This window comes from Streptomyces sp. MBT65 (genome assembly GCF_016612545.1).
In the GTDB taxonomy this organism is placed as follows: Bacteria; Actinomycetota; Actinomycetes; order Streptomycetales; family Streptomycetaceae; genus Streptomyces.
Genome location: NZ_JAENRY010000002.1, coordinates 97006 through 121699 on the forward strand (window position 1 = coordinate 97006; position 24694 = coordinate 121699).

The 24694-nt window shown below is 71.1% G+C and carries 26 protein-coding genes; 18 read left to right on the forward strand and 8 right to left on the reverse strand.

Features of this window, described 5'->3' with window-relative positions:
• The first annotated feature begins 19 nt into the window (after nucleotides 1-19).
• The 4 genes from JHN63_RS01320 to JHN63_RS01335 are packed head-to-tail and all read left to right on the forward strand — an operon-like array spanning nucleotide 20 to nucleotide 3912.
• Entirely contained in the window at nucleotides 20-1594 is a 1575-nt protein-coding gene (locus tag JHN63_RS01320; protein WP_200676758.1) for an AMP-binding protein, read from the forward strand.
• A gap of 4 nt (nucleotides 1595-1598) precedes the next feature.
• Nucleotides 1599-2750, forward strand: coding sequence for a thiolase family protein (locus JHN63_RS01325; protein WP_200676759.1), 1152 nt, complete (start codon nucleotides 1599-1601; stop codon nucleotides 2748-2750).
• Entirely contained in the window at nucleotides 2747-3148 is a 402-nt protein-coding gene (locus JHN63_RS01330) for a Zn-ribbon domain-containing OB-fold protein (protein ID WP_200676760.1), read from the forward strand. The genes JHN63_RS01325 and JHN63_RS01330 overlap by 4 nt, the downstream gene beginning before the upstream one ends.
• Nucleotides 3149-3153: 5 nt before the next feature.
• A complete protein-coding gene (locus JHN63_RS01335; RefSeq protein ID WP_200676761.1) occupies nucleotides 3154-3912 on the forward strand; it encodes a FadR/GntR family transcriptional regulator in 759 nt (252 codons plus the stop codon).
• A 7-nt stretch (nucleotides 3913-3919) separates the two neighbouring features.
• Here the strand turns inward: JHN63_RS01335 and JHN63_RS01340 are convergent, their stop codons facing one another.
• The 3 genes from JHN63_RS01340 to JHN63_RS01350 are packed head-to-tail and all read right to left on the reverse strand — an operon-like array spanning nucleotide 3920 to nucleotide 6872.
• Nucleotides 3920-4942, reverse strand: coding sequence for an LLM class F420-dependent oxidoreductase (locus tag JHN63_RS01340; RefSeq protein ID WP_200676762.1), 1023 nt, complete (start codon nucleotides 4940-4942; stop codon nucleotides 3920-3922).
• The gene (locus tag JHN63_RS01345; protein WP_200676763.1) at nucleotides 4939-6081 is read right to left on the reverse strand and encodes an acyl-CoA dehydrogenase family protein; all 1143 of its coding nucleotides are present in this window, start codon (nucleotides 6079-6081) and stop codon (nucleotides 4939-4941) included. The genes JHN63_RS01340 and JHN63_RS01345 overlap by 4 nt, the downstream gene beginning before the upstream one ends.
• Nucleotides 6082-6086: 5 nt before the next feature.
• On the reverse strand, nucleotides 6087-6872 hold the full coding sequence (locus tag JHN63_RS01350; RefSeq protein WP_234475738.1) for an enoyl-CoA hydratase/isomerase family protein: 786 nt from the start codon (nucleotides 6870-6872) through the stop codon (nucleotides 6087-6089).
• A gap of 105 nt (nucleotides 6873-6977) precedes the next feature.
• Between JHN63_RS01350 and JHN63_RS01355 the strand changes: the two genes are divergently transcribed.
• Nucleotides 6978-7844 (forward strand): crotonase/enoyl-CoA hydratase family protein, encoded by an 867-nt coding sequence (locus JHN63_RS01355; protein ID WP_200676765.1) that lies wholly within the window; start codon nucleotides 6978-6980, stop codon nucleotides 7842-7844.
• A gap of 456 nt (nucleotides 7845-8300) precedes the next feature.
• Nucleotides 8301-9710, forward strand: a complete 1410-nt coding sequence (locus JHN63_RS01360; RefSeq protein ID WP_200676766.1) for a family 1 glycosylhydrolase — start codon at nucleotides 8301-8303, stop codon at nucleotides 9708-9710.
• Here JHN63_RS01360 and JHN63_RS01365 read toward each other — a convergent pair.
• Both JHN63_RS01365 and JHN63_RS01370 read right to left on the reverse strand, forming a co-directional pair.
• Nucleotides 9689-10189 (reverse strand): MaoC family dehydratase N-terminal domain-containing protein, encoded by a 501-nt coding sequence (locus JHN63_RS01365; RefSeq protein ID WP_200676767.1) that lies wholly within the window; start codon nucleotides 10187-10189, stop codon nucleotides 9689-9691. The genes JHN63_RS01360 and JHN63_RS01365 overlap by 22 nt on opposite strands.
• Before the next feature lie 26 nt (nucleotides 10190-10215).
• Nucleotides 10216-11037, reverse strand: a complete 822-nt coding sequence (locus tag JHN63_RS01370) for an enoyl-CoA hydratase/isomerase family protein (RefSeq protein ID WP_200676768.1) — start codon at nucleotides 11035-11037, stop codon at nucleotides 10216-10218.
• 108 nt (nucleotides 11038-11145) lie between these two features.
• On the opposite strand from JHN63_RS01370, the gene JHN63_RS01375 reads away from it, so the two are divergent.
• From JHN63_RS01375 to JHN63_RS01390, 4 genes are read left to right on the forward strand one after another with little or no spacing between them, the layout of a single operon-like run.
• Nucleotides 11146-12267 (forward strand): acyl-CoA dehydrogenase family protein, encoded by a 1122-nt coding sequence (locus JHN63_RS01375; RefSeq protein ID WP_200676769.1) that lies wholly within the window; start codon nucleotides 11146-11148, stop codon nucleotides 12265-12267.
• An 18-nt stretch (nucleotides 12268-12285) separates the two neighbouring features.
• The gene (locus tag JHN63_RS01380) at nucleotides 12286-13464 is read left to right on the forward strand and encodes an acyl-CoA dehydrogenase family protein (protein ID WP_200676770.1); all 1179 of its coding nucleotides are present in this window, start codon (nucleotides 12286-12288) and stop codon (nucleotides 13462-13464) included.
• Complete coding sequence (locus JHN63_RS01385; protein ID WP_200676771.1) at nucleotides 13461-13973, forward strand: nuclear transport factor 2 family protein; 513 nt, start codon at nucleotides 13461-13463, stop codon at nucleotides 13971-13973. The genes JHN63_RS01380 and JHN63_RS01385 overlap by 4 nt, the downstream gene beginning before the upstream one ends.
• Nucleotides 13973-14728, forward strand: coding sequence for an SDR family NAD(P)-dependent oxidoreductase (locus JHN63_RS01390; RefSeq protein WP_200676772.1), 756 nt, complete (start codon nucleotides 13973-13975; stop codon nucleotides 14726-14728). Before JHN63_RS01385 ends, JHN63_RS01390 begins: the two co-directional genes overlap by 1 nt.
• A 5-nt stretch (nucleotides 14729-14733) precedes the next feature.
• On the opposite strand, the gene JHN63_RS01395 is transcribed toward JHN63_RS01390, so the two are convergent.
• Nucleotides 14734-15930, reverse strand: coding sequence for a CaiB/BaiF CoA-transferase family protein (locus JHN63_RS01395; protein WP_200676773.1), 1197 nt, complete (start codon nucleotides 15928-15930; stop codon nucleotides 14734-14736).
• Between the two features lie 146 nt (nucleotides 15931-16076).
• On the opposite strand from JHN63_RS01395, the gene JHN63_RS01400 reads away from it, so the two are divergent.
• The 6 genes from JHN63_RS01400 to JHN63_RS01425 are packed head-to-tail and all read left to right on the forward strand — an operon-like array spanning nucleotide 16077 to nucleotide 20893.
• Nucleotides 16077-16586, forward strand: a complete 510-nt coding sequence (locus tag JHN63_RS01400; RefSeq protein WP_200676774.1) for a PaaI family thioesterase — start codon at nucleotides 16077-16079, stop codon at nucleotides 16584-16586.
• A gap of 4 nt (nucleotides 16587-16590) precedes the next feature.
• A complete protein-coding gene (locus JHN63_RS01405) occupies nucleotides 16591-17436 on the forward strand; it encodes an enoyl-CoA hydratase-related protein (RefSeq protein ID WP_200676775.1) in 846 nt (281 codons plus the stop codon).
• A gap of 15 nt (nucleotides 17437-17451) precedes the next feature.
• On the forward strand, nucleotides 17452-17904 hold the full coding sequence (locus JHN63_RS01410; protein WP_200676776.1) for a MaoC family dehydratase N-terminal domain-containing protein: 453 nt from the start codon (nucleotides 17452-17454) through the stop codon (nucleotides 17902-17904).
• Nucleotides 17901-18323 (forward strand): MaoC/PaaZ C-terminal domain-containing protein, encoded by a 423-nt coding sequence (locus JHN63_RS01415; RefSeq protein ID WP_200676777.1) that lies wholly within the window; start codon nucleotides 17901-17903, stop codon nucleotides 18321-18323. The genes JHN63_RS01410 and JHN63_RS01415 overlap by 4 nt, the downstream gene beginning before the upstream one ends.
• Before the next feature lie 4 nt (nucleotides 18324-18327).
• Complete coding sequence (locus JHN63_RS01420) at nucleotides 18328-19779, forward strand: class I adenylate-forming enzyme family protein (RefSeq protein WP_200676778.1); 1452 nt, start codon at nucleotides 18328-18330, stop codon at nucleotides 19777-19779.
• Nucleotides 19772-20893 (forward strand): serine hydrolase, encoded by a 1122-nt coding sequence (locus JHN63_RS01425; RefSeq protein ID WP_200676779.1) that lies wholly within the window; start codon nucleotides 19772-19774, stop codon nucleotides 20891-20893. Before JHN63_RS01420 ends, JHN63_RS01425 begins: the two co-directional genes overlap by 8 nt.
• A gap of 72 nt (nucleotides 20894-20965) precedes the next feature.
• Here JHN63_RS01425 and JHN63_RS01430 read toward each other — a convergent pair whose 3' ends face one another.
• Together JHN63_RS01430 and JHN63_RS01435 are read right to left on the reverse strand one after the other, a co-directional pair.
• Nucleotides 20966-22147 (reverse strand): amidohydrolase family protein, encoded by a 1182-nt coding sequence (locus JHN63_RS01430; RefSeq protein ID WP_200676780.1) that lies wholly within the window; start codon nucleotides 22145-22147, stop codon nucleotides 20966-20968.
• 114 nt (nucleotides 22148-22261) lie between these two features.
• The gene (locus JHN63_RS01435) at nucleotides 22262-23062 is read right to left on the reverse strand and encodes a FadR/GntR family transcriptional regulator (RefSeq protein WP_200676781.1); all 801 of its coding nucleotides are present in this window, start codon (nucleotides 23060-23062) and stop codon (nucleotides 22262-22264) included.
• A gap of 167 nt (nucleotides 23063-23229) precedes the next feature.
• Between JHN63_RS01435 and JHN63_RS01440 the strand changes: the two genes are divergently transcribed.
• Nucleotides 23230-24057, forward strand: a complete 828-nt coding sequence (locus JHN63_RS01440; RefSeq protein WP_200676782.1) for an enoyl-CoA hydratase-related protein — start codon at nucleotides 23230-23232, stop codon at nucleotides 24055-24057.
• Nucleotides 24054-24629, forward strand: coding sequence for a DUF2889 domain-containing protein (locus JHN63_RS01445; RefSeq protein ID WP_200676783.1), 576 nt, complete (start codon nucleotides 24054-24056; stop codon nucleotides 24627-24629). The genes JHN63_RS01440 and JHN63_RS01445 overlap by 4 nt, the downstream gene beginning before the upstream one ends.
• The last annotated feature ends 65 nt before the right edge of the window (nucleotides 24630-24694 follow it).

Consider the following 24694-nt stretch of genomic DNA (forward strand, 5'->3'; position numbering starts at 1 on the left):
AGCCTTTGGAGCCAAGAGCATGCATTCCGCCCGCCGCCTGACGTTCGGCGACATCATCCGTGAGCACCGCAGGTCCTTTCCCGCCGGCGTCGCCCTCGTGGACGGCGAAGTCCGGCTGACCTGGCCGCAGTTGGACGAGCGCACCAACCGCCTCGCCCAGGCCCTCGCGGCCGCCGGGGTCGGCCCCGGCGACCGCGTCCTGTGGCTGGGGCAGAACTCCTTCCGCATCTGGGAACTGCTCGGCGCCGCCGCGAAGATCGGCGCCATGGTCTGTCCCGGCTACTGGCGCTGGGCCGCCCCCGAAATGGCGTTCGCCGTCGAGGACTTCGACCCCAAGGTCGTGGTCTGGCAGGACGAGGAGATCGGCGACACGGTCGACAAGGCCAGGGCCGAACTCGGCAGCGACCACCGGGCGTTGTGGCTGCGCCACGACACTGAGGGCCCCGGCTCCTACGAGTCCTTCCTGGCCTCCGGCACGGATGCGGACCCGGCCGTCGACGTCGACCCGGACTCCGCGCTCCTGGTCATCTACACCGCGGCCATCTCCGGACGCCAGTCCGGCTCGATGCTCTCGCACCGCAACCTCCTCGCCATGGGCGCGAGCGCCGCCTGGATGGGGGACATCGGCACCGAGACCGCCTTCCTGGGCGCCGGACCGATGTTCCACATCGGCAACTACCAGTTCTGGGGCGTCCCGGCCTTCGTGCACGGCGGCAAGAACGTCGTCGTCCGCCGCGTCGTCGCCGAGGAACTGCTCCCGCTGCTGGCGGCGGAGCGGTGCACGCACGCGTACCTGATGCCGCCGACCATCGCCCAACTCGTCGCCCTCAACCGGGAGGCGGGCCACGACCTCTCGCATCTGCGGGCCAGCGTCGCCGCCCCCCTCTGGCAGGGCACGGTGCCCACCGACACCAGCCGCTTCACCCGCAACGGCGGCGGCGAGGGCCGCGGCTACGGCCAGACCGAGGTGACCGGCTTCGCCGTGACCGGCGCCTACGGCGGCGCCGGCACCGGCAACGCGGGACGGCCCGGCCCCTTCACGGCCGTACGCATACTGGACGGCGCAGGCGGGGAGTGCGAGATCGGCCAGGCAGGCGAGATCTGTGTGCGTGGCGACCTGGTGCACCTCGGCTACTGGAATCGCCCCGAGATCAACGAGGACCGTTTCCGCTTCGGCTGGTGGCACACCACCGACCTCGGCCGGCGTGAGAGCGACGGCACGATCAGCTTCCTCGGCACCACGACCCGCATGCTCAAGTCGGCGGCGGAGAACATCTTCCCGGCCGAGGTGGAGAACTGCATCGAGTCGCACCCGGCCGTCAAGGAGGCCGCCGTGATCGGCGTGCCCAACGAACGCTGGGCCCAGGACGTCAAAGCGGTCGTCGTCCTGCACCCCGACGCCGGACCGGTCACGGCCGCGGACGTCATCGAGCACTGCCGGGCGCGGATCGCCTCGTACAAGAAGCCGAAGACGGTCGAGTTCGTCGACGTGCTCCCGCGCACCAAGGACTTCGCCAAGGACTACGAGGTGCTCGACGAGCGCTTCGGCGGGGGCGGCTATCCCGGCGGCGACACACTCGGCGCGGGGCGGTGACGCCGTGAGCGACCGCCAACCCGTCGTCGTCGGCGTCCATGCCACCGAACAGGCCCTGTCCCTCCCGCACCGCGACGCGATGGGTCTCGCCCTCGAAGCGGTGCGCGGCGCGATCGAGGACGCCGGGCTGGCCCCGTCGGACGTCGACGGCGCCCAGGTCGACTGGCCGGGTCCGGGCGGAGTCCCCGGCGAGGGCAGCTCGTGGGCCCGGATGCTCGGCCGGGACCTGCGCTGGACCAGCGACTCGATGCTCGACAACGCGGGCTCCCGAGGCCTGCTGAAGGCGGCGGCGGCCGTACGGGCCGGGCTCGCCGACACCGTCGTCGTCGGCGGCTGCAAGTTGGTCGCGCGTGGTGCGGGCCCCGTCGGCGCCGGGGTCCCGCTGGAGTTCGCCGACGTCTGGGGCAGCTATGTCGTCGCTCAGTTCGCCCTGGTGGCGGCCCGGCACATGCACGAGTACGGCACGACCTCCCGCCAGCTCGCGGAGGTCGCCGCCACCGTCCGCAACAACGGCACCACCAACCCCGAGGCGATGATGTACGGCCGCGGTCCGTACACCGCGGACGACGTGCTCGCCTCCCGCATGGTGGCCACACCGTTCCACCTGCTGGACTGCTGCATCGTCGGCGAGGGCGGCGCCGCCCTCGTGGTGACCACCGCCGAACGCGCCCGCGACCTGCCCCACCCGCCCGTCGCCGTGCTCGGCGGCGGCATGGAGTACCACCAGGCCGCGTACGCCAACCCCGCCCTGTACCGCGAGGTCGGGCAACTCGGGCGGGACGCGGCCATTCGCGCGTACGCCATGGCAGGCGTCGGCCCGCAGGACGTGGACGTCTTCTCCCTCTACGACCCCAACTCCTTCGAGATCATCCGCCAGTTGGAGATCCTCGGCCTGTGCGGCGAGGGCGAAGGCGGGCCGCTGGCAGCCAGTGGTGCCATCGCCGTCGGCGGCAAGCACCCCGTCAATCCCGACGGCGGCTGCCTGGCGTACGCGTGGAACGGAACCCAGCAGATGACCCTCAAAGTCGTCGAGGCCGTACGGCAGTTGCGCGGCACGGCCGTCCACCAGGTCGAGGGCGCGGAACTGGCGGTCGTCGGCAACGCGGGTTCAGGCGCGCAGCACTACGAGATGAGCGTCCTGGGGAGGACACGATGAGCCGCCCCGTGCCCGTGCCCACCGAACTGTCCCGGCCGTTCTGGGACGCGGCCCGGCGCGGTGACCTGGTGATCCCGTACTGCCCGGCCTGCGGGCTGCGCTTCTTCGTGCCAGAACCAGCCTGCCCCGGCTGCATGTCGACGGACTGGCGGTACGTGCCCAGCGCCGGCCGGGGCACCGTCTACTCCGTGACCGTCGTGCACCGCGCACCCGGCCCCGGCTTCGACACGCCCTTCGCGCTCGCCGTGATCGACCTCGACGACGGCGCCACCCTGCTCACCCACGTCGACGCCGGCGACCCGGACGACGTCGTCATCGGCCTGCGCGTACGCGTGGACTTCCGGCCGCTCACCGACGACATCACGCTGCCGTACTTCGTACCGGTCCCAGCCGATTGAAGGAGATGGATGCCGTGACCAACACGCCGGTACGGGTCCCGAAGATGGCCGAGCTGGTGGCGGCACAGCTGCGCCGCAAGATCGTGCGCGGGGAACTGGCCGAGGGAGAGGCGCTGCCCGCCGAGACGGCCCTGATGGCGGAGTTCGCTGTCTCCCGGCCGACGCTGCGCGAGGCGTTCCGGGTACTGGAGTCGGAGTCCCTGATCAGTGTGCGCCGGGGTGCCCGGGGCGGGGCCCGGGTGCAGATCCCGGAGGGCACGGTGGCCGCGCGCTACGCGGGAGTGGTCCTCGAGTACCGCGGTACGACCCTCAAGGACGTCTACGACGCCCGGACGGTCATCGAGGCGCCCTGCGCCCGTCTGCTGGCCCAGCGCCGCACCGACCAGGACCTGGAGCGGCTTCGGGCCTCCGTCGCCGAGGCCGAGGGACTCATGGACGACCCCTCGGCCTTCATCCGGGCCCACATGGAGTTCCACGCCCTCGTCGTCGAACTCGCCGGCAACGAGACGCTGAGCGTCCTCAACGGCATGGTCAGGAACATCATCGACCAGGCGAACTGGTCCCATGTCGACCTCGACGCCGGCACCCCCGAGAACATCCGGGCCAACCGCCGGGGCTTCCGCGCCCACGGCGCGCTCGTCGAGCTGGTCGCCGGGCGCCGGGCCGAGGCCGCCGAGGAGCTGTGGCACCTCCATCTCCAGGAGGCCGAGGACTACCTGCTGCGGAGCAGGTCCATGACGACGGTCCTGGACCTGCTCGGCTGACGACCCGTCAACTGCCGCGCAGGTCCCGCACGATCGGCTCCCACACCTCGGCGTCGATGTCGTACGCGGTGTAGAAGGACACCCGGTCCACCAGAGCCCCGTAGCGACGCCTGATCTCGTCCGCCACCCGCTCCGGCTCCGCGACGACCGCGAAGGTGTGCAGGACCTCGTCGTCGACGAGGCCGCCCATCGCCTCCCACTTGTCCTCGCGGGACGACTTCGACAGCGCGTTCAGCTCGTCGCCGAGTTCGCCCCAGCCGTGGAGTTCCAGGACGCCGCGATAGGCGGGTGTGCTGCCGTAGAAGGCGATCTGGCGGCGGGTGCCGTCGATCGCGCGGGCCAGTTCCTCCTCGGTGCGGCCGGTCGCGGTGAGCAGCAGATGGGAGACGGAGAAGTCGCCCCGGGCGCGGCCGGACCGTTCGAGGCCCGACTCGACGGTCGGGAGGGTCACTTCCCGCAGATAGCGCTCGGTGGTGAAGCCGTGCGCCAGGAGCCCGTCGGCGACCTCGCCCGCCACCCGGGTCATGGCCTCGCCGACCGCGGCCACGAAGACCTTCGGGGCGCCGCCGGGAGCGGGCGGGGGCGAGAAGAACGGGGACATGAGCGTGTGCGTGTAGAAGTCGCCGCGGAAGTCGAGCTTCTCGCCGTCGTTCCAGGCGGCCCAGATGGCACGCAGCGCGCTCACGTACTCCCGCATGCGGGCCGCCGGACGGCTCCACGGCATGGCGAAGCGCCGTTCGATGTGCGGTTTGATCTGGCTGCCGAGACCGAGCGAGAAACGGCCCCCCGAGTAGGCCTGCAAGTCGTGTGCGGTGTACGCGAGTTGCATGGGCGAGCGGGCGAACGCCACCGCGATCGCCGTGCCGACCTCCAGCCGGTCGGTGTGCTCGGCCGCGAGCAACAGCGGCAGGAACGGGTCGTGTTGCGACTCCGATGCCCACAGACCGTCGTAGCCGGCCTTCTCGTGGTGCCGCGCCTCCGCCACGACCTCCGTGGTGCCCCACACACTGAGCTTGCCGTCGACCTTCATGCCGCTCCCTCTGCTGTGACCGCGTCCAACCCGATCCGCCCCGCGAGCAGTTCGCGGTGGTACGCCGGGTCGCCGAACAGGAGTTGAGATGTCTTGGCCCGCTTCAGACAGAGGTGGGCCGGGTGTTCCCAGGTGAAGCCGATGCCGCCGTGGACCTGGATGTTCTGCTCGGTCGCGGACAGGCACGCGTCGGAGCAAAACGCCTTGGCCAGACTCGCCACCGCGGACAGGTCCGGGTCCTCGTCGGCGGCGGCGAGCAGCGCGTAGTGCGCCGCGGCCCGCGCCGACTCCACGTCGAGCAGGACATCGGCGAGAAGGTGCTTCACGGCCTGGAAGGAACCGATCGGCCGCCCGAACTGGTGCCGCACCTTGGCGTACTCGACCGCCATGTCCAGCGCGCGGGAGGCCACTCCGACCTGCTCGGCGGCGAGTGCCACCGCGCCCCGGTCCAGCACCTGGGAGACGAGGTCCCAGCCGTCGCCGTGCGTACGCAACCGGGTCGCCGGTACGTCGTCGTAGTCGAGGCGGGCCTGTCGGCGGGTGGGGTCCATCGTGGGCAGGGGGGCGCGGGTGAGACCCGGCGCGTCGCCGTCCACGCAGAAGACGCCGATGCCGTCGTCGGCGCGGGCGACGGTCAGGACGACATCGGCGGCAGCACCGTCCAGCACGAACGTCTTGTGTCCGGTCAGCAGCCAACACCCGTCCGACGCACGGGCGTTGAGCTGGACGCCGGTCGCGTCCCAGCGGGCGGAGTCCTCGGTCAGGGCCAGTGCCCCGACCGACTCGCCCGAGGCCAGCCCCGGCAGCAGTCGCTTGCGGGCGTCCACGTCGTCGCAGCGCAGCAGCGCGGTCGTCACCAGCACGGCCGAGGAGAGGAAGGGTGCGCACAGCAGGGCCCGGCCCAACTCCTCCATGACCACGCCCACTTCGACCGGGCCGCACCCCGCACCGCCGTACTCCTCGGGAACGGCCAGCCCCTGAAGGCCGAGTTCCGTGCCCATCCGGCGCCACAGCGCGCGGTCGAAGCCCTCCGGCGTCTCCATCAGCCGTCGCGTCTCGGTCTCGGGGGAGGTGTCCGCGAGGAACGCCCGTACCGTGCGCCGCAGTTGTTCCTGCTCGTCACTGAACGCGAAGTCCATGGCGCTCAGCCCTCCGCACCGGCGCGACGACGACCGCGCGAAGCGATGATCTTCTCCACCGCGGCGATGTGGTCCGGGTCGTGCATGCTGTCCCGCTCGGCGAGCAGCGCGGGCTCCAGTACGGCGGCGATGGCCTGCTCCAGATGCAGGTTCACCGCCCGCTTGGTGCCGCGCAGCGCCTGCGCGGGCAGCGCGGCCAGCCGTCCGGCCAGGTCCATGGCCTCGTCCATGAGCTTGTCCTTCGGTACGACGCGGTTGGCGACGCCGAGCCGGACCGCCTCCTCGGCGCTCACCCGCTCGCCCAGGAACAGGAGTTCCTTCGCCCGGGGCAGGCCGACGAGCAGCGGCAGGACGAGGGCGCCGCCGTCACCGGCGACGAGACCGACCTGGACGTGAGGGTCGGCCACATAGGCGTCGTCCGCGATCAGCACCAGGTCGCTCAGCAGGGCCAGGCTGCAACCCAGGCCCACGGCGGGCCCGTTGACCGCCGCGATCACCGGCAGCGGGCAGCGGACCAGACCGGTGATGATCCGCCGGGCCTCGTCCACGTTCCGCTGCCGGAAGGCGGGGTCGCGCTGGACCCGGGTCATGATGTCGAAGTTGCCGCCGGCGCTGAACGCCCTGCCGCGTCCGGTGAGCACGACGACCCGCGCCTGCGGGTCGTCGGCGACCGTGTCCCAGACCGACGCGAGGCCCGAGTGCAGTTCCTCGCTCATCGCGTTGAGCTGGTCCGGCCGGTTCAGCTCGATCAGCCGGACCGGCCCGAGGGCCGTCACCACCAGATCCGTCATCTTCACCGCCACCGTTCAGGAACAGGTCAGTAGAGTTGAATGCTATAACTAATTGAGCTTTATGAGAACCGGATCGCAGGGTGACGAGGACGACGGAGGACACGCATGCCGGAGCAGGAGTACGAGACCGTGCGGGCCGAGGTGGCGGACCGGATCCTCACCGTCACGCTCGACCGGCCCGAGAAGCTGAACGCCTTCAACCCACAGATGATGAGCGATCTCCTCGACGTCCTGGACGCGGCCGACGCCGACGACGAGGTACGGGTGATCGTCGTGACCGGCGCCGGTCGCGGCTTCTGCGCGGGCGCCGATGTCAGCTCCGGCGGTTCGTCCTTCGACCACCGCAGGGCGGGCGCCTGGCACCGGGACACCGGCGGCCGGGTCGCGCTGCGGATCTTTTCCAGCACCAAGCCGGTCATCGCGGCGGTCAACGGTCCGGCGGCGGGCGTCGGGGCCAGCATGACCCTCCCCATGGACATCCGGCTGGCCTCGACCTCGGCGAAGTTCGGGTTCGTCTTCGCGCGCCGGGGCATCGTGCCGGAGTCCGCTGCGAGCTGGTTCCTGCCGCGGGCCGTGGGGATGCAGCGGGCCATGGAGTGGGTGGCCACCGGCCGTGTCTTCGGCCCCGACGAGGCACTGTCCGCGGGCCTCGTCCGCTCCGTGCATCCCCCCGAGGAACTGCTGCCCGCGGCGTACGAACTCGCCCGAGAGATCGCTGAGAACACTTCGGCGATCTCCGTGGCCCTCTCCCGCCAGATGATGTGGCGGATGCTCGGCGAGCCCCACCCGATGGCCGCGCACCGCCTCGACTCGCGGATCATGAGCCAGATCGGCGGCGGCCCGGACCCCGTGGAGGGCGTCGAGTCGTTCCTCGCCAAGCGGCCCCCCGTGTTCCCCGGCCGCGTCAGCAAGGACCTGCCGGCCGTCTACCCCTGGTGGCAGGAGGAGGAGTTCCGGCCCTTGGGGGAGTAGGCGTCACCGGGGGCCGGGCAACGTGCCCGTGGTCGGCCGAACTCCGAGGGATGGAAGGCTCGTTGCCCACCATGTCCGCGCCGAGGCAGGCCCTGCCGAGTGCCGGCTCTCCGGCGACCCGCCGCGGACGGACTGCCGCCCCCGGCTTCCGCACCGTCGCCTTCTGGAAGGGGCGTCCCTCCTTCGGGACCGGCCTTTGAGGGACCGGCCCGATCGCGGCCCGGATCGTGGCCGAAACCGGCCGATCGCGATCCCGGGCAACCGCAACGGGTCGATCATGACCGCGGCCAGGTGGGCGCCCTACCTCGCCCTGGACAAGGGACGGCCCCCGGCACGACACTTTGGCAGACCGATGAGACCTGTCTGAAACATTGTCGTCGTTTCCCTGAAGTGTTAGCGTCCGGATGGCGGGCATTCAGTTGAATGCGTTAGCTATTCCGCTCCAGGACGGTGACCATGAGCGATGGTTTCCTGCATGAGTCCTTCCACGGTGTCGACTGGGGAGTCGCCACCGCGGACGCCATCGCGGCCCCGCCGCCGCCCCTGGCGGAGCGCGGGGGCCACTTCCGGCAGTGGACCGACGACATCCGGCATCTGGTCGGCGTCACACCCGACACGCACCGGATGGTCGCCGGCTGGCCCCTCCTCCAGCCCGACGGACCCGACAGCTGGGACCGCGCGGCCCTGGACCGCTGCGACCGCGAGCTCGACTCCCTGCTCGCCCTCGGCCTGCGCCCGTGTCTCACCCTGTTCGACCGGTCGCTGCCGCCCTGGCTGGAGGACGCCGGAGGCTGGCTGGAGCGCGACACCGCCGAGCACTTCGCCGCCTTCGCCGCTGAACTGGGCCGCCGCTACGGCGACCGCGTGACCCGCTGGATCACCTCCACCGACCTGGCCGGACCCACCCTCGCCGACCATGTGGCCGGGATGTACACACCGGGCCGAGGCATCGGACGCGCGGGCCTGCCCGCGGTCCACCACATCCTGCTCGCCAACGGACTCGCCACCCGCGCTCTCCGCGCGGCCGGTGCCGGCGGCCGGATCGGGACCACGGTCACCCTCGTCGGCGGCTACCCGGCCACCGAGGACCCCTTCGACCGGCTCGCCCTGGACCGCCTGCTGAGCTGGACGAACCGACTCTTCCTCGACCCCCTGCTGCTCGGCGAGCACATGGTGACCGAGGACGACGTCGCACCGATCGAGGACACCGGCTGTGTGCGCCCCGGGGACCTGGACGTCATCGCCACCCCACAGGACCTTCTCGGCCTGTCCTGGCACACCCCGTTCCGCGTCACCGCACCGGAGAACCTCGCCCGCGCGCTGCCGGCCGACAAATGCCAGAGCAGGCTCAACGAGGTCAACCGTCTCCTCGTCGGCCTGGGCTTCGCGGTCGTCCCCTTCGACGACGTGGAGACGACGGCGTACGGCTGGCCCCTCCTCCCCGAGGGCCTGGCCGACGCGGTCGCGGACCTCCACGACCTCTACGGCGAACTGCTGCCGCCGCTGTCCGTCGTCGACAACGGCATGGGCGATCTGGACCTCGTCGACGAGGCCGGCTACAGCGACGACGCCCGCCGCCGGTCCCTGCTGCGCGCCAGGCTGTCCTGGCTGGGCCGGGTCATCGAGCGCGGCGTGGACGTCTGCGGCTACGAGTACTGGTCGGTGCTCGACAACCTGGAGGCGAAGTTCCGCTACACCCGCCTCTACGCGATGGCCGTCCCCGACCACGAGCCGCCGCCGCGCCCGCCGATGCCCTCGGACTGGCTGCGGGCCGGAGCCTTCGCCGGCCCCGAGGCACCGGGCCCGGGGCCCGGGCTCACCCTGGTCCCGCCCGGCCCCGGGGATCAGCGGGTCGGAGCCTCGTAGTCCCGGCCCCGGATCAGCCGCACCGGCGTGTAGACGAGCACGTCCTCGTCCCGCTGGTTGCGTACGGTGATCCGGCTGGTGACCACGCCCCGGCCGGGTTTCCCGGACGGCCGGGAGGCGGTGGTCTCGACGACGGCGTACAGCGTGTCGCCGACATAGACAGGGCCCTGCACGGTCATTTCCATGTGCAGGAACGCCAGCCCGGTCCCGTGCAGCACGTTCGTCTGGAGTACGAGACCTTCCGCGATGCAGTACGTCAACGCGCCCGGGACCAGCCGTCCCGTGTAGCCCCCGTCGGCCGCGTGCGAGGCGTCCCAGAAGAGCGGCTCGTTGAAGCCGCCCCAGGTGACGAAGTTGACCAGGTCGGTCTCGGTGACCGTGCGGCGGGCGGTCCGGAAGATCTGTCCGACCGGCATCTCCTCGTAGGTCAACCCCCGTACCAGCGGCGGGATGTCGGTGCGGGTCTGCTCTGCTGTCATCGGGCGCTCCTCGTGCGTACGGGCGGTCACAGATCGATCGGGTGCTTGTCGCCGACGCCCTCGAAGTCGGGGGCGCGCTTCTCGCGATGCGCGGCGAGTCCCTCGACGACCTCGTGCCCGCCGAACCCGAAGAACTCCAGCCCTAGTGAGGCCTCGAAGAGCGGCTGGGCCGTGCGGTACCAGTGGTTGAGGGACCGCTTGGTCCAGCTGATGGCGCTGGCCGGACCGGCGGCCAGCAGGGACGCGACCCGCAGCCCCTCGGCGTGCACGTCCTCGTCGTCGACGCACTTCGACACCAGGCCGATCCGCTCGGCCTCCTCGCCGGTGAGCGCCTCGCAGGTCAGCAGGTAGTACTTGGCCTTGGCCATCCCGCACAGCAGCGGCCAGCAGATGGCCGCGTGATCGCCGGCCGCCACCCCGAGCCGGGTGTGCCCGTCGACGATCTTCGCCTTGCGTCCGGCGATCGAGATGTCCGCGAGCATGCCGACGACCAGCCCCGCACCGACCGCCGGTCCGTGGATCGCGGAGACCACGGGCTTCGAGCAGTTGATCACCCCGTAGACCATGTCCCGTGCCTCCCGCATCGTCCGGGCGCGCACGGCGTAGTCCTCCGTCATGGCCTCGATGGAGTCGAAGGTCCCGCCGGCCGAGAAGGCCTTGCCAGCTCCCTGGACCAGTACCGCGCGGGTCTGCTCGTCCCGGTCGACGACCGGCCAGACATCCGCCAGCTCGCCGTGCATGCGCGGATCTACGGCGTTGAGGTTCGGTGCGTCGAGCACGATGCGCAGCACACCGGGCGCGGGCCGCTCGAAGGTCAGACTCGTGAACGGGGCGTAGGAATCGGTCACGTCGCACTCCTGGTGTATTCAGTGCGGATACTATAATTATCTAACTGTATCGAGGGGCGGGCGGCAAGCGGCCGGTACCCGTGCCGTACCGAGGACGGGAAGCTCGGCATGGATCTCACCTTCAGCGAGGAACAGGACGAACTGCGCAAGGTCGTACGGTCGTTCCTCACCCGGCACGCCACCGAGGCGGACGTGCGCCGCCTGGCCGCCGACCCGCGCGGCTACGACGTGGTCGTGTGGCGCCGCCTGGCCACGGAGATCGGACTGCAAGGACTCGCCGTACCGGAGGAGTACGGCGGCTCGGGCTTCGGCTACGTCGACCTCGGCGTCGTCTTCGAGGAAGCGGGCCGCGCCCTGCTGTGTGCCCCGTACTTCGCCACCGTCGCCCTGGCCGCCGAGGCACTGCTGCGCTGCGACGACGAGGCCGCCCGCGCCGAGCTGCTGCCCGGCATCGCCGCCGGCCGGACGCTGGCCACTCTCGCGCTCACCGAGGACGAAGGACGCTGGGACGCCCCGGGCATCCGCCTCAACGCCCTTGAGGGACCGACCGGTTGGCGGCTCACGGGCGCCAAGACCTACGTCCCCGACGGACACCTCGCCGACCTGATCCTGGTCGCCGCCCGCACCCCCGCCGGCATCAGCCTCTTCGCGGTCGAGGCGGCCGACGCCCCAGGCCTCACCCGCACGCACCTCCCCACCCTCGACCAGACCCGCAAACAGGCGCGCATCACCTTCACGGACACCCCGGCCCGCCTGCTGGGCACCGACGGCACGGCCTGGCCGGTGCTCGAACGCACCCTCGCCACGGCCTCCGTCCTCCTGGCCGCCGAACAGGTCGGGGGAGCCGCAGCCGCTCTCGACATGGCGGTCGCGTACGCCAGGATCCGCGAGCAGTACGGCCGCCCCATCGGCTCCTTCCAGGGCATCAAGCACAAGTGCGCCGACATGCTCGTCGAGATCGAGTCCGCCCGCTCGGCGGCCTACGCCGGACTGTGGGCCCTGGACGCCGGTGACGCCACGGAGATCGCCGTGACCGCCGCCGTCGCGCAGGCCTACTGCGCGGAGACGTTCACCAGGGTCGCCGCCGACACCATCCAGGTCCACGGCGGCATCGGCTTCACCTGGGAGCACCCCGCACACCTCTACCTCAAGCGCGCCAAGAGCTCCGAGGTGCTGCTCGGCACCCCCGCGTACCACCGGGAGCTGCTCGCGGCCCGGCTCGGCATCTGACCCCCAGGAGAAGCAGACATGGAAGTGGACTTCGGGCCCGCCGTACGCGACTTCCGCGACGAACTGCGGGACTGGTTCGCGGACCACCTCGTGGGGGAGTTCGCCGAGCACCGGGGCGTGGGCGGCCCCACCGACGGCGCCGCCTGGGACGTACGCCTCGCCTGGGACCGCGAGCTGTCGGCCGGGAACTGGCTGGGCGTGGGCTGGCCGAAGGAGTACGGCGGACGCGGCCTCGGACTGCTCGAGGAGATCGTCTTCGAGTACGAGTACGCCCGCGCGAACGCCCCCTACCGCGCCACCGTCAACGCCCTCGACCTGCTCGGCCCGCTGCTCCTCGCGACGGGCGACGAGGCCCAGAAGAAGCGCTTCCTGCCCCCGATCCTCGCCGTCGAGGAACTCTGGGGACAGGGCTTCAGCGAACCCGGCGCGGGCTCCGACCTGGCGTCCGTCCGCACCCGCGCCGAACGCGACGGCGACCAGTGGGTGGTCAACGGGCAGAAGGTGTGGACCTCGTTCGGCATCCACGCCGACTGGCTCTACGTCCTCACCCGCACCGACCCCGACTCCCGGCGCCACAAAGGCCTGACCCTGCTCCTCGTCCCGACCGACCAGCCCGGCGTGGAGATCCGTCCCATCCGCAACCTCGCAGGCCAGGACGAGTTCGCCGAGGTGTTCCTCTCCGACGCGCGCACCGGCGCGGACATGGCCGTCGGCGAGGTCGGCCAGGGCTGGCGCACCGCGATGGCCACCCTCGGCATCGAACGCGGCACCACCCTGCTGCCCCAGCAACTCGGCTTCGAGCGCGAGGCCGAGGCACTGATCGAACTGGCCCGCGCCCGGGGCGCGTTGGACGACCCCATGCTGCGCCGCCGGATCCTGGACGCCTGGATCTCCGTACGCATCATGCGCACCACCAACCTGCGCACCCTCGCCGAACTGACCGCCGGCCGCACACCCGGCGCGCAGGCCACCACGGCGAAGCTGTACGCCTCGACACGGCACCAGCAACTCGGCCACCTGGCCATGGAGTTGGCCGGACCCGCCGGACAGATCGTCGGCGAGGACTACGAACTCGACACCCGGCAGCGCTCGTTCCTGCTCTCCCTCGCGGAGACGATCTACGGCGGTTCGAGCGAGATCCAGCGCAACATCATCGGCGAACAGCTCCTAGGTCTGCCCAAGGAGCCGCGCCCATGACCTCGATCGAGGACCGCCTCGACCGCGTCGAGTCGCACCAGGCCATCCAGCAACTGCCCATCCGCTACGCCCTGGCCGTCGACTCCCGCGACCTCGACGCCTGGGTCGGCTGCTTCCGCCCCGACGTCGACATGGGACGCCACGGCCGGGGACGGCAGGTCCTGCGGCAGCACATCGAGCCGCTGGTGCGCGGCTTTCACCGTTCGATACATCAAATCTGCGGCCACCGCATCGAGTTCACCGGCCGCGACACCGCGACCGGCGCGGTCTACTGCCGCGCCGAGCACGAGGTGGGGGACCGCTGGATCGTGATGGCGATCTGCTACTTCGACGAGTACGCGCGCGTGGACGGCGACTGGTACTTCTCCCGGCGCCGCGAACAGCACTGGTACGCGGCCGACGTGACCGACCGCCCGCAGGCGGTCGGATTCAACGGCTGGGAGGGCGCGGGAGAACCGGCACTGCCGGACGCCTTCCCCACCTGGACGCCCTTCTGGAAGGAGACGTGATGGCACGGTTGTCGAGCAGGACGGCATTGGTCACCGGTGGAGGCCAGGGTGTGGGCCGTGGCATCGCCCTGGCGCTCGCGGGCGAGGGCGCGGCCGTGGTCATCACCGGCCGCACCGAGAGCAAGCTGAAGGACACCGCAGGGGAGATCGCCGAGCGCGGCGGGCGGGCGTACACCGTGGTCGGGGACGTGGGGGAGCGGGACGACATCGACCGGATGGTGGCCGAGACGGTACGGGAGTTCGGCGGCCTCGACGTGCTCGTCAACAACGCCCAGTCGTCGGTGCAGCGACCGCTGGAGAAGACGTCGTACGACGATGTCGAACTCACCTACCGCAGCGGGCCGTTGGCCGTCTTCCACGCGATGCAGGCCGCCCTGCCCCACCTGCGGGAGAGCCGGGGCAGTGTGGTCAACCTCGGTTCCTCGGCGGCGGTGCAGGGCGAGGCGACCTTCGCGGCGTACGCCATGGCCAAGGAGGCGATCCGCGGTCTGAGTCGGGTCGCCGCGCGGGAGTGGGGGCCGTACGGGATCCGGGTGAACGTCGTCTGCCCGGCCGCGCTCAGTCCGGCGGCGGAGGACTATCTGGCCGCGCATCCGCGGAAGGCGGAGGAACTGGCGCGGGAGATCCCGCTCGGCCGGCTCGGTGACCCGGAGGCGGACATCGGCCGGGCGGTGGCCGCGCTGGTCAGCGACGACATGGCGTATCTGACCGGCGCGACACTGATGTTGGAGGGCGGCCGCACCCTCATCGGGTGACGTCGCTACACGACGCCCCGCGCGCGCAGTCCAGCGAGCTGATCCTCCGTCACCTCCGCCAGCCTGCCCAGGACTTCGGCCGTGTGTTCGCCCAGCGCGGGCGGCGGGGCGTAACCCTCCACTGGGGTCGCCGACAGCCGTATCGGATTCGCGAGCAGCGGCAGTCGGCCCGACACCGGGTCGTCGATCTCGACCAGCATCTCCCGGTGTCGGATCTGGGGGTCGGCGAAGACCTCGGGCATTTCGTTGAACGGGCCCGCCGGCACGTCGTGTTCGTCCAGAAGGGCGAGCCACTCGTCCCGGGTCCGGGTCCGCATGATGCCTTCGAGCACCGGCAGGATCTCCTCCCGGTGGGTGATCCGGGCGGAGGTCGTGGCGAAGCGCGGGTCCTGGAGCAGGTCGGTGCGGTCGGCCGCCGCGCAGAACGCGGCGAACTGCTTGTCGTTGCCCGCGACGAGGAAGAGCGGCCTGTCCGCGCACTGGAAGGCCTGGGACGGGATCCCGCCGTAGCCGCCGTTGCCGCGGCGGCGCGGAACCTCCCCGGAGACCAGGTAGTTCATCGCGAAGTGCGACAGCGAGGCCAGCCCGCAGTCCAGCAGGGAGAGGTCGACGAACTGGCCCTCGCCGGTGGCGTCCCGGTGCCGCAGCGCCGCCAGGACGGCCGTCGAGGCGTACAGGCCGGTGAGGATGTCGACCATGCTGACGCCGACCTTCATCGGCTCGTCGGGGTGGCCGGAGACGCTCATCATCCCGGACATGGCCTGGAAGATGCCGTCGTAGCCGGGGCGCTGGGCGTACGGGCCGGTCTGGCCGAAGCCGGTGACCGACAGGTAGACCAGACGCGGGTTGAGCGCCAGCAGACTCTCGTGGTCGAGGCCGTACTTCGCCAGCGTCCCCGCGCGGAAGTTCTCCACCAGGACGTCCGAGCGGGCGGCGAGGGCGCGGATCAGCTCCTGCCCCTCGGCGGTCGCGTGGTTGACGGTCACGGACTGCTTGTTGCGGTTGCAGGAGAGGTAGAAGGCCGCGGCATCCGTTCCGGGGGCGAAGGGCGGACCGTACGTCCGTGAGTCGTCGCCGACGCCGGGCCGCTCGACCTTGATGACCTCCGCGCCGAGGTCGGCCAGCATCTGGGTGGCCAGCGGTGCCGCGAGGATGCGGGACAGGTCGAGGACGCGGATCCCGGCCAGGGCGGTCGACGGCATCGGGGTCTCCCTCTGTTCACAGGCATCGAATGAGTTATATAAATAATACATCTGGCGTGCCGGCTGCGCCTCGGATGATTGCTTCAACTATCCAATTCATGTAACTATATGGATCGGCTGACCGGCCGAGACCGGAGGGCGTGCGGATGACCGTCGCGGCGAGACCCCTCACCGACCAGGAACAGCGCGAACGCCGCGAGTGGTTCCGGGCCCGCTGGGAGCGCGGCGTCGCGTTCAACCGCCTCTGTCGGCTGCGAATGGTCCGCTGGGACCCCGACGGCGTCGAGGTCGTCCTTCCCTACGCCGAGCAACTCACCGCCCACGAAGGCGTCTTCCACGGCGGAGTGCTCTCCGCGCTGATCGACACCGCGGGCGCGGGAGCCGTGATCGCCGGGCACGACTTCCAGAAGGGGAGTCTGCTCAGCACCGTCTCGATGTCGGTGCAGTACCTCGCACCCGCCCGGGGCTCGGAGGCCGTCGCGTACGCGCGCTGCGTCCGCCGGGGTCGCAGGCTGCACTTCGCCGACGTCGACGTGATGACCGACGGGGTCGTCTGCGCCCGGGGACAGGTCGTGGTGACCATCTCCGGCGAGCGCCCGGGTGTCGGCGAACCCATCAACCCCATCGACGCCATCGAACCGCTGACCGAGGAGTGACGCGATGTCCGACGAACCCGACCGGGACCTGGTGCTGTACGAGGTCGACGAGGACGGCGTCGCCACCGTCACCCTCAACCGGCCCGAGCGCAAGAACGCGTGGAGCCTCCCCATGGAGCGCCGCTTCTTCGCCCTCCTGGACGAGGCCGCCGCCGACCCCGCCGTCCGCGTCGTGATCGTCACCGGTGCCGGCCGGGCGTTCTGCCCCGGCATGGACGTCCAGCGCCTGGAGCAGAACGCGCAGCCCGGCCAGTCCCTCAACCTCCAGGCCCGCGTGCCGATGTACAGCAGGCGAAGCATCCCGAAGCCGCTCATCGCGGCCGTCAACGGCGCGTGCGCGGGCATCGGACTGGTCCAGGCACTGATCTGCGACGTCCGCTTCGCCGCCCGCGGCGCGCGCTTCACCACCGCCTTCACCCGCCGCGGGCTCGCCGGCGAGTACAACCTCCCCTACGTGCTGCCGCGCGTCATCGGCCTGGAGAACGCCCTCGACCTCCTCCTGTCCGGCCGCGTCTTCGACGCCGACGAGGCGAAGCAACTCGGCCTCGTCAGCCGGGTCGTGGAGCCGGAGGACCTGCTCGACGAGGCCCGCGCCTACGCCCGCGACATCGCCCGCAACTGTTCACCGCGCGCCATGGCCGTCGTACGCCATCAGGTGTATGGCGACCTCGACCGGCCGTTCACCGAGGCGCTCGCCCGCTCGTACTCCGCGATGGAGTTCTTCGCGGGCTCGCCGGACTTCCGCGAAGGAGTGGCCAGCTTCGTGGAGAAACGGGAGCCCAAGTTCGAGGGGCTGCCCCCGGACTTCGACCCGGACGAGGCCACCCGCGACGCGTTCCTGCCGTACTGACCGAGGAGTTGGAAGATGACAGGGCAGCCCTTCCCGGTCGAGGCCGGGCACATCCTGATGTTCGCCCGGGCCATCGGCGACGAGAACCCGGCCTACGCCGGCGGGAGCGCGCTCGCGCCGCCCACCTTCACCATGGCGAGCGCCCAGCACGACCCCGACTACCGGCTGCGGCCCAAGCCGGGCGAGGAGTGGTTCGGGTCCGGTGCCGGGCCCGGCGTGATGCCCGAAGGCGGTGGCGGTCTGCACGCCGAGCAGCACTTCGAGTACCACCGGCCGGTGCGCGCGGGCGAGACCCTGTACGCGACCACCGTCACCGGCCGCAGCTGGGAGAAGGAGGGCCGTAGCGGCCGACTGCTCTTCAGCGAGCGGATCACCGAGTACCGGGACGCCGCCGGTGAACCCGTCGTCAGCGCCCGCACCGTGGCCGTCGTGCCCGAGGGCCCCGCAACCCGTAAGGACGCCCGATGAGCCTGAACGCGGACGACGTCAAGGTCGGCGAGACACGCGAGAGCGTGCTGGTCGACGACCTCAAGCGCACCCGGATCGTCCAGTACGCGGGCGCGTCCGGCGACTTCAACCCGCTGCACACCGACGAGCGGTTCGCCACCGAGGTCGCGGGCTACCCCGGCGTCTTCGCCCACGGCATGCTCACGATGGGCATGACCGGACGGGTCCTGACCGACTGGGTCGGCGTCGAGTCGCTGCTGACCTTCGGGGTGCGCTTCAAGGCCCAGGTGTGGCCCGGTGACACCCTGACCGCGACGGCGACCGTCGAGTCCGTCGAGGACACGCTGGACGGACCGGTCGCCCACTTCTCGCTGCGGACCGTCACCCAGGACGGCGCCGAGGTGGTCACCGGCACCGCTTCGGCCCTGCTGGAGCCCTGAACCGGTGGGCGCCGAGGCGGAGTTCACCTGGACGGCGACGGTGGTCGCCGCCTACGACCACTCCCGTCCCGCCGTCCGCTTCGGGGACCTCACCTGGACCGGACGCGAACTCCTCGACCGGGCGGCCGGCGCCGCCGACTGGCTCGACACCCTCGGCCTCGAACCCGGCGCCCCGGTACCCGCCCTGGCCGCCACCTCCGCCGACGCCCTCGCGCTGGTGATCGGCGGCGCCGGGTCCGGCCACCCGCTCGCCCCGCTCGGCGTCCGGATGACCCCGTACGAGACCGCTGCCGTGGTCGAGGCGACCGGGGCCCAACTCCTCGTCGTACAGCCGGAGTTCGCCCGACTCGGCGAAGAGGTCGCCCGGCTGTCCGGCCGCCGGGCCGTCGTCGTCCCCGAACTGCGCCCGAGCGAAAGGCAGTTGACCGCCGAACCGGACGACCTCGCCGCCGTCCTGCACACCTCCGGCACGACAGGCCTCCCCAAACCGGTCCGCATGACCCAACGCCGCCTGGCCGCCCGCGCCCGCGTCAACGGCCGTCTGTGCACGCTCGATCCCGACAGCTTCTACGGGGGCAGCGCCCCCTTCCACCACATCGCGGGCCTCGGCAACCTCGCCGTCGCCCTCGCCGCGGGCGCGCTGATCACCGGCCTGCCCCGCTTCACCGTCGAGGGCTGGGCCCAGTTGCGCGAACTCGGCGCCACCCACACCAGCATGGTCCCGGCGATGCTGGAGACCCTGCTGGCGGCCGGCCAGGCACACCACGGGACACTGCGGGTCCTCCAGTACGGTGGCGCCCCGATCCGCCCCGGCACCCTGCGGCGGACGTACGAGGCGATGCCCGGCGTCCGCATGCTCAACATGTTCGGGCAGACCGAGGGCTCGCCCATCAGCGTGCTCACCCCCGAGGAGCACCGGGAAGCGGTCGCCGGACGCTCCGAACTGCTGCGGTCCGTGGGACGGCCCGCCCCCGGGGTCGAACTGCGGGTGCGGGACGCGGGACCCGACGGCATCGGCGAGATCCACGCCCGCGCCGACCACTTCTTCCGGATCGACACCGAGGGCTGGCTGCACAGCGGCGACCTGGGCCGGGTGGCACCGGACGGCTATCTCTACCTGTACGGCCGCGGCAGCGACATGATCATCCGCGGTGGCGAGAACGTCCACCCGCTGGAGGTCGAGACCGTCCTGGCCGCACACCTCGGCGTCGCGGACGTGGCGGTCACGGGCGCCCCCGACGAACGGCTCGGCCAGACCGTGGTCGCCTTCGTCGTGCCGGCCGACCCCGACGCCCCACCGGATCCGGCCTCGCTCAGGGCACACGTGCGCGGCCGGCTGTCCGGATTCAAGGTCCCCGTCCGCTGGTGGGTCGTGGACGACCTGCCGCGCAACGCCAACGGCAAGGTCGTACGGCGTCTGCTGCGCGAGCCCGGCCAAGGAGGAGCACATGACTGACCACCCGGTCGTCGCCCCGGAGAGCGTGGGCGTGGACCCGCACCGGCTGGACGTCCTGCTGCGCCGGATCCGGCTGGAGGTCGAGCACGGGCCGCTGCCGTCCGCGCAGGTCGCCGTCGCCCGGGGCGGTCACCTGGTGGCGTTCGAGACCTGGGGGGACGCGGGCCCGGACACGCGATACGTCCTCCAGTCCGTCGGGCGGTCGATCGTCGCCGGCGTCGTGTGGAAGCTGCTCGGCGAGGGTCTGCTGCGTCTGGACGAGCAAGTCGCCGCGATCATCCCGGAGTTCGCACCGAACGGGAAGGAGACGGTGACGGTCGAGCAGGTGCTCACGCACACTGCCGGCTTCCCCTTCGCACCCCTCGGGTATCCGAAGATGCTGGACCGCGAGCAGCGGCTCGCCGCCTTCGGCCGCTGGCGGCTCGACACCCCGCCCGGCACCCGCTTCCAGTTCCATCTCACCGCCGCCGCCTGGCTGATCGCCGAGATCGTCGAGCGGCGCACGGGGCTGTCCTTCGCCGACCACCTCCACGAGCGGATCACCCGGCCGCTGGGCCTGTCCTCGATCGAACTCGGCGTCCCCGTCGAGCGCCAACAGGGCACCGTCGCACCGATGATCGCCACCGACCGCACCGACGACGCCCAGGAACCCGACCCCTGGGGACCCTGGTACCTCTCCGACCCCCGCGTCCTGGCGGCCGGCGAGCCCAGCCACGCCCTGGTCGCCACGGCCGCCGATGTCGCCCTGTACTTCCAGGCACTGGAGCACTCGGGCCTGTGGAAGCCGGAGGCGGTGGCGGAGGGCACGCGGATCCGCTTCACCCAACTCCCGTACGGGGAGCAGATCTACGGGGGCGGCGGCAGCCGACGTACCAGCATGGGCCTGTTCGTGACGGTGGCCGGTCCGGACGCCGGCAGCCAACTGCCGTCCACCGGCTCGCCGTCACTCTTCGGCAGCGCGGGAGCCGCCTACCAACTCGGCTTCATGGACCCGGAGTCCGGCCTGTCCTTCGCCTGCCTGAGCAACGGCTATCCGCTCTCCGGCTACGACCACTCCCGGCGGGGCACGGCGCTGCTCACGAATATCGCGAACCTGGCGGCGGACCTCGTCTGACCCACCGGCCGAAAGGGAACGGGCCCGGTACCGAAAACGGTACCGGGCCCGCCCTGTCGGAGCGTCACGCAGTCAACGGCTGATCAGCTGCTGCGCGTTGTTGTACATGATGTCGTCCTGGACCGACTCGTCGAGTTCCGCGAGGAGCTTGCGGTAGTCGGCGGGGTTCGCGATGCCCTCCGCGTGCGGGAAGTCCGAGCCCATCACGATCGACTCGTGATAGCCGAGACGCTTGACCAGGCTCGGGATGTCGTCCTCCGGATAGGGCACCACACGGATGTGCTTGCGGAACACCTGACTGGGGCGCTCCGCCAACTGCCCGCCGATCCAGGGGCCGTTGCGGCCCATGCCACGGCTCTTGTCCATGTGCCGGACGAAGTGCGGCACCCACTCGGCGCCGAACTCGGAGACCAGGACGTTGATGTCGGGGAAGCGCTCGAAGAGGTTGTCGAAGATCAGCGCGGACAGCGTCTCCTCGATGGGGCGCTGGCCGTAGGTGTTCATCCACTGCCACGCGGACATCCGGAAGTGGATCGGGCTCGCGTCGTGGCCCCAGGCCGGGGCGACATGCGAGTTGTAGTAGAACTCGCTGATGTGGTAACACACGCTGGCCTTGGCCTCGTTGACCAGTTTCCAGAACGGGTCGAAGTAGGGGTCGCCCGGTGAGCGGCCGTACTGAGGACCGGTCGGCAGCATGATGAACCGGGCGCCCCGCTCCAGGACGTACTCCAACTCCTTGACCGCGCTGTCCAGGTCGCGGAGGGACAGCAGCGCGGGGGAGTAGATGCGGTCCTGGTGGTTGAAGCCCCACACCTCGTTCATATAGCGGTTGAACGAGTGGTAGTTGGCGTAGAGCGGCTCGACGCCCTGTACGTACTCCTCGGCGACCAGTGCCCACCCGCCGGGGTAGATGATCGTCTGGTCCAGGCCCTGCTCGTCCATGACGCGCAGCCGGGCCTCGCGGTTCTGGTACGACTCGTGCATCGGCTCGAACTGGTACGTCTCGTCGGGGTTGCCCGAGGCCATCGCCTTGAGCATCTCCTTGAGCGAGCCGGGCCGGTAGACCTGCCCGAACTCCGGCTCCAGGCAGACCACGATCCGGTCGCCGGCGAGAATGACCTCGCGGCCGTCCGGGAGTGTCACCGGGGCGACCGCCTGGCCGAGGAACTCCTTCGGGAGGTAGCGGGTGAAGGAGTCCCGCTCCTCGTACATGTGCTGGTCGCAGTCGAAGATTCGCTTGCGCTGTTCGGCCATGGCCGTCGCCTCCGGACCCCAGATCTATTCAGTACGCCTCCTATAATTATCTAACTATTTCAGAGACGCAAGGGGTGAAGGTGAGAACGGCTCGGCGAACCGCCGGCGGTCCGGTCAGTCGATGAGTTCGAGCACCGTCTTCGGGCCGGCGCCGTTCACCACGTCGTCCGCGCCGCTGATGTGGCGCTGCCACAGCTTCTCGGCCTCGTCCGCCTTGCCGGACTCGATCAGACCGACCAGCCGCACATGGGCCCGGTGCCCCTTGAGAGCCTGCGCCTTCTGGGTCTCGGCGTCGGTGGCGGCCGCGGTGTACGAGGCGTTGGCCCGGTCGATGATGTTGCGCAGCATGCCGCACAGGAGGATCAGCGTCTGGTTGCCGGTGAGTTCGACGAGCAGGGCGTGGAAGGTGTCCTGGGCCTCGACCAGGCCCAGCGGGTCCTCCAGTACGGTCTTCTCGGCCGCCACCGCGTCGCGCAGCCGCTTGATGTCGTCCGCCGTGTGCTTGGCGGCCAGTTGGCGCACGCACGGCGGCTCGATGAGGGCCGCGGCGCGGTAGACGTCGCCCAGGGTGGCGCCGCGGTACTCCAGGATCAGACCGGCGAAGCGGGCGGCCACATCGGAGTCCGGGGCGCTCACGCGGGCGCCGCCGTGCGCACCGCGGCGCACCGTGATCAGCGACTCCGACTCCAGGACGCGGAACGCCTCGCGCAGCGTCGGCCGGGAGATGCCGAACTGCTCCATCAGCCCCGACTCCGGCGGCAGGGCGTCGTCGGGCTTCAGCTCGCCCCGTACGATCTGGCGGCGCAGATGGGCGGCGACCAGCTCGGCGGTCTTCGGGACGCGCACCTGGCGGCCCACGCGGGCGCGCGAGGGGACGGGCACGATCGGCGTTTCTGCGCGGGCTGCCTCGGCCACGGTGGGCTCCTCATATAGCAAAATGAATCGTCTTAGTGCATCGAGGGTACCAGGTCAAGGGTTGGGTGATCTTCTCCTGACGGGACCTGATCTGGCGCCCGGGATGCTGTTGGGTATATAGATGATTCGTCTAGCTATAAAGCCAACTGGCTCTGGGAGTGACCGCGATGACCGAGCAGGCGACCCCGGTGATCCTCAGCGAGCTGACCGACGACGGGGTCATGCTGCTCACCCTGAACCGGCCCGAGCGCCACAACGCCTGGACGCTGGAGATGGAGCTGCTCTACAACGAGCTGTTCGACCGTGCCGAGGCGGATCCGGCGGTACGCGCCGTGGTGCTCACCGGCGCGGGCCGCAGCTTCTGCCCGGGCATGGACATCGGTGTGCTGGACGACGCCTCCTCGGGCGCGCGCCCGTGGCCCACCGACCGGCTGCCGCCGCGCACCCGGCCCATGTCGTTCCCCAAGCCGCTGGTGGCGGCCGTCAACGGCGCCTGCGCCGGCATCGGCTTCAACCAGGCGCTCATGTGCGACGTGCGGTTCGCCGTGCCGGGCGCCAAGTTCGCCGCCGCCTTCAGCGCGCGCGGCCTGGTGGCCGAGGACGGTGTCTCGTGGCTCCTGCCCCGGCTCGTCGGCTACGGCAACGCGAGCGACCTGCTGCTGTCCTCCCGCCGGATCACCGGAACGGAGGCGCGGGCGATGGGCCTGGTCAACCGTCTGGCCGAGCCCGAGGAACTGCTCCCGGCGGCGCTCGCCTACGCCACGGAACTGGCCCGCTCGGCCAGCCCGTACGCGATGTCTCTCATCAAACGGCAGCTCGTTGACGACCAGGCGAGGAGCTTCACCGAGAGCCGTGACAGCGCGGCGGCGCTGCTGGCCACGGCGAAACGCGCGCCGGACTACCGCGAGGGTGTGCGCAGCTTCATCGAACGCCGGACGCCGGAGTTCGCCGGGCTGGGGGAGAACGCGCCGGAACCGGCGGAGGCCTCGTCGTGAGCCGCGCCCAACTCCCGCTGCACCGACGCACGATCACCGTGACGGCCTACCAGGAGCCGGGCGGCGACGAGATCTCGGTCGAGGCGGAGCTGCGCGACGAGCGGCCGTGGGCCGAGCCGACGGCGGCCGACGTCCACCGGATGGTGCTGGCGGTGCGCGTCCGCCTCGCGGACATGACCGTCGTGGCCGCCGGCGCGGACATGCTGACGTTCCCGCACGCCGAGTGCCCCTTCATCACCCCGGTCTTCGACGGCCTGATCGGCCTCGGCGTCGCCGCCGGATACAACCGGGCGATCCAGGAGCGCTTCCGCGGTGTCTCCGGCTGCTCCCACCTCTACGAACTGACCCGGGTCCTCGGCCCCGCGGTGGTTCAGGCGGCCATGTCGGCCAACGCACGACGCCGTGACGCGGGCGAACCCGCGAACGGCCCACGCGCCACGGCCGGCGTGCTGAACAGCTGCCACATCTGGGCACCGGACGGCGTGGGCCTGCGCAAACTCGACGCGGGCTGGAACCCTGGGACCGGACCGCGCCCGGTCCCCGAACTGGGGACGTTCGAGACACGCGAGTGAGTCGGAGGGGGTGAGGGTTGGGCGCGTGAGGGCGGGGCCGGGACGGACTGCGCGGATGCGGAATC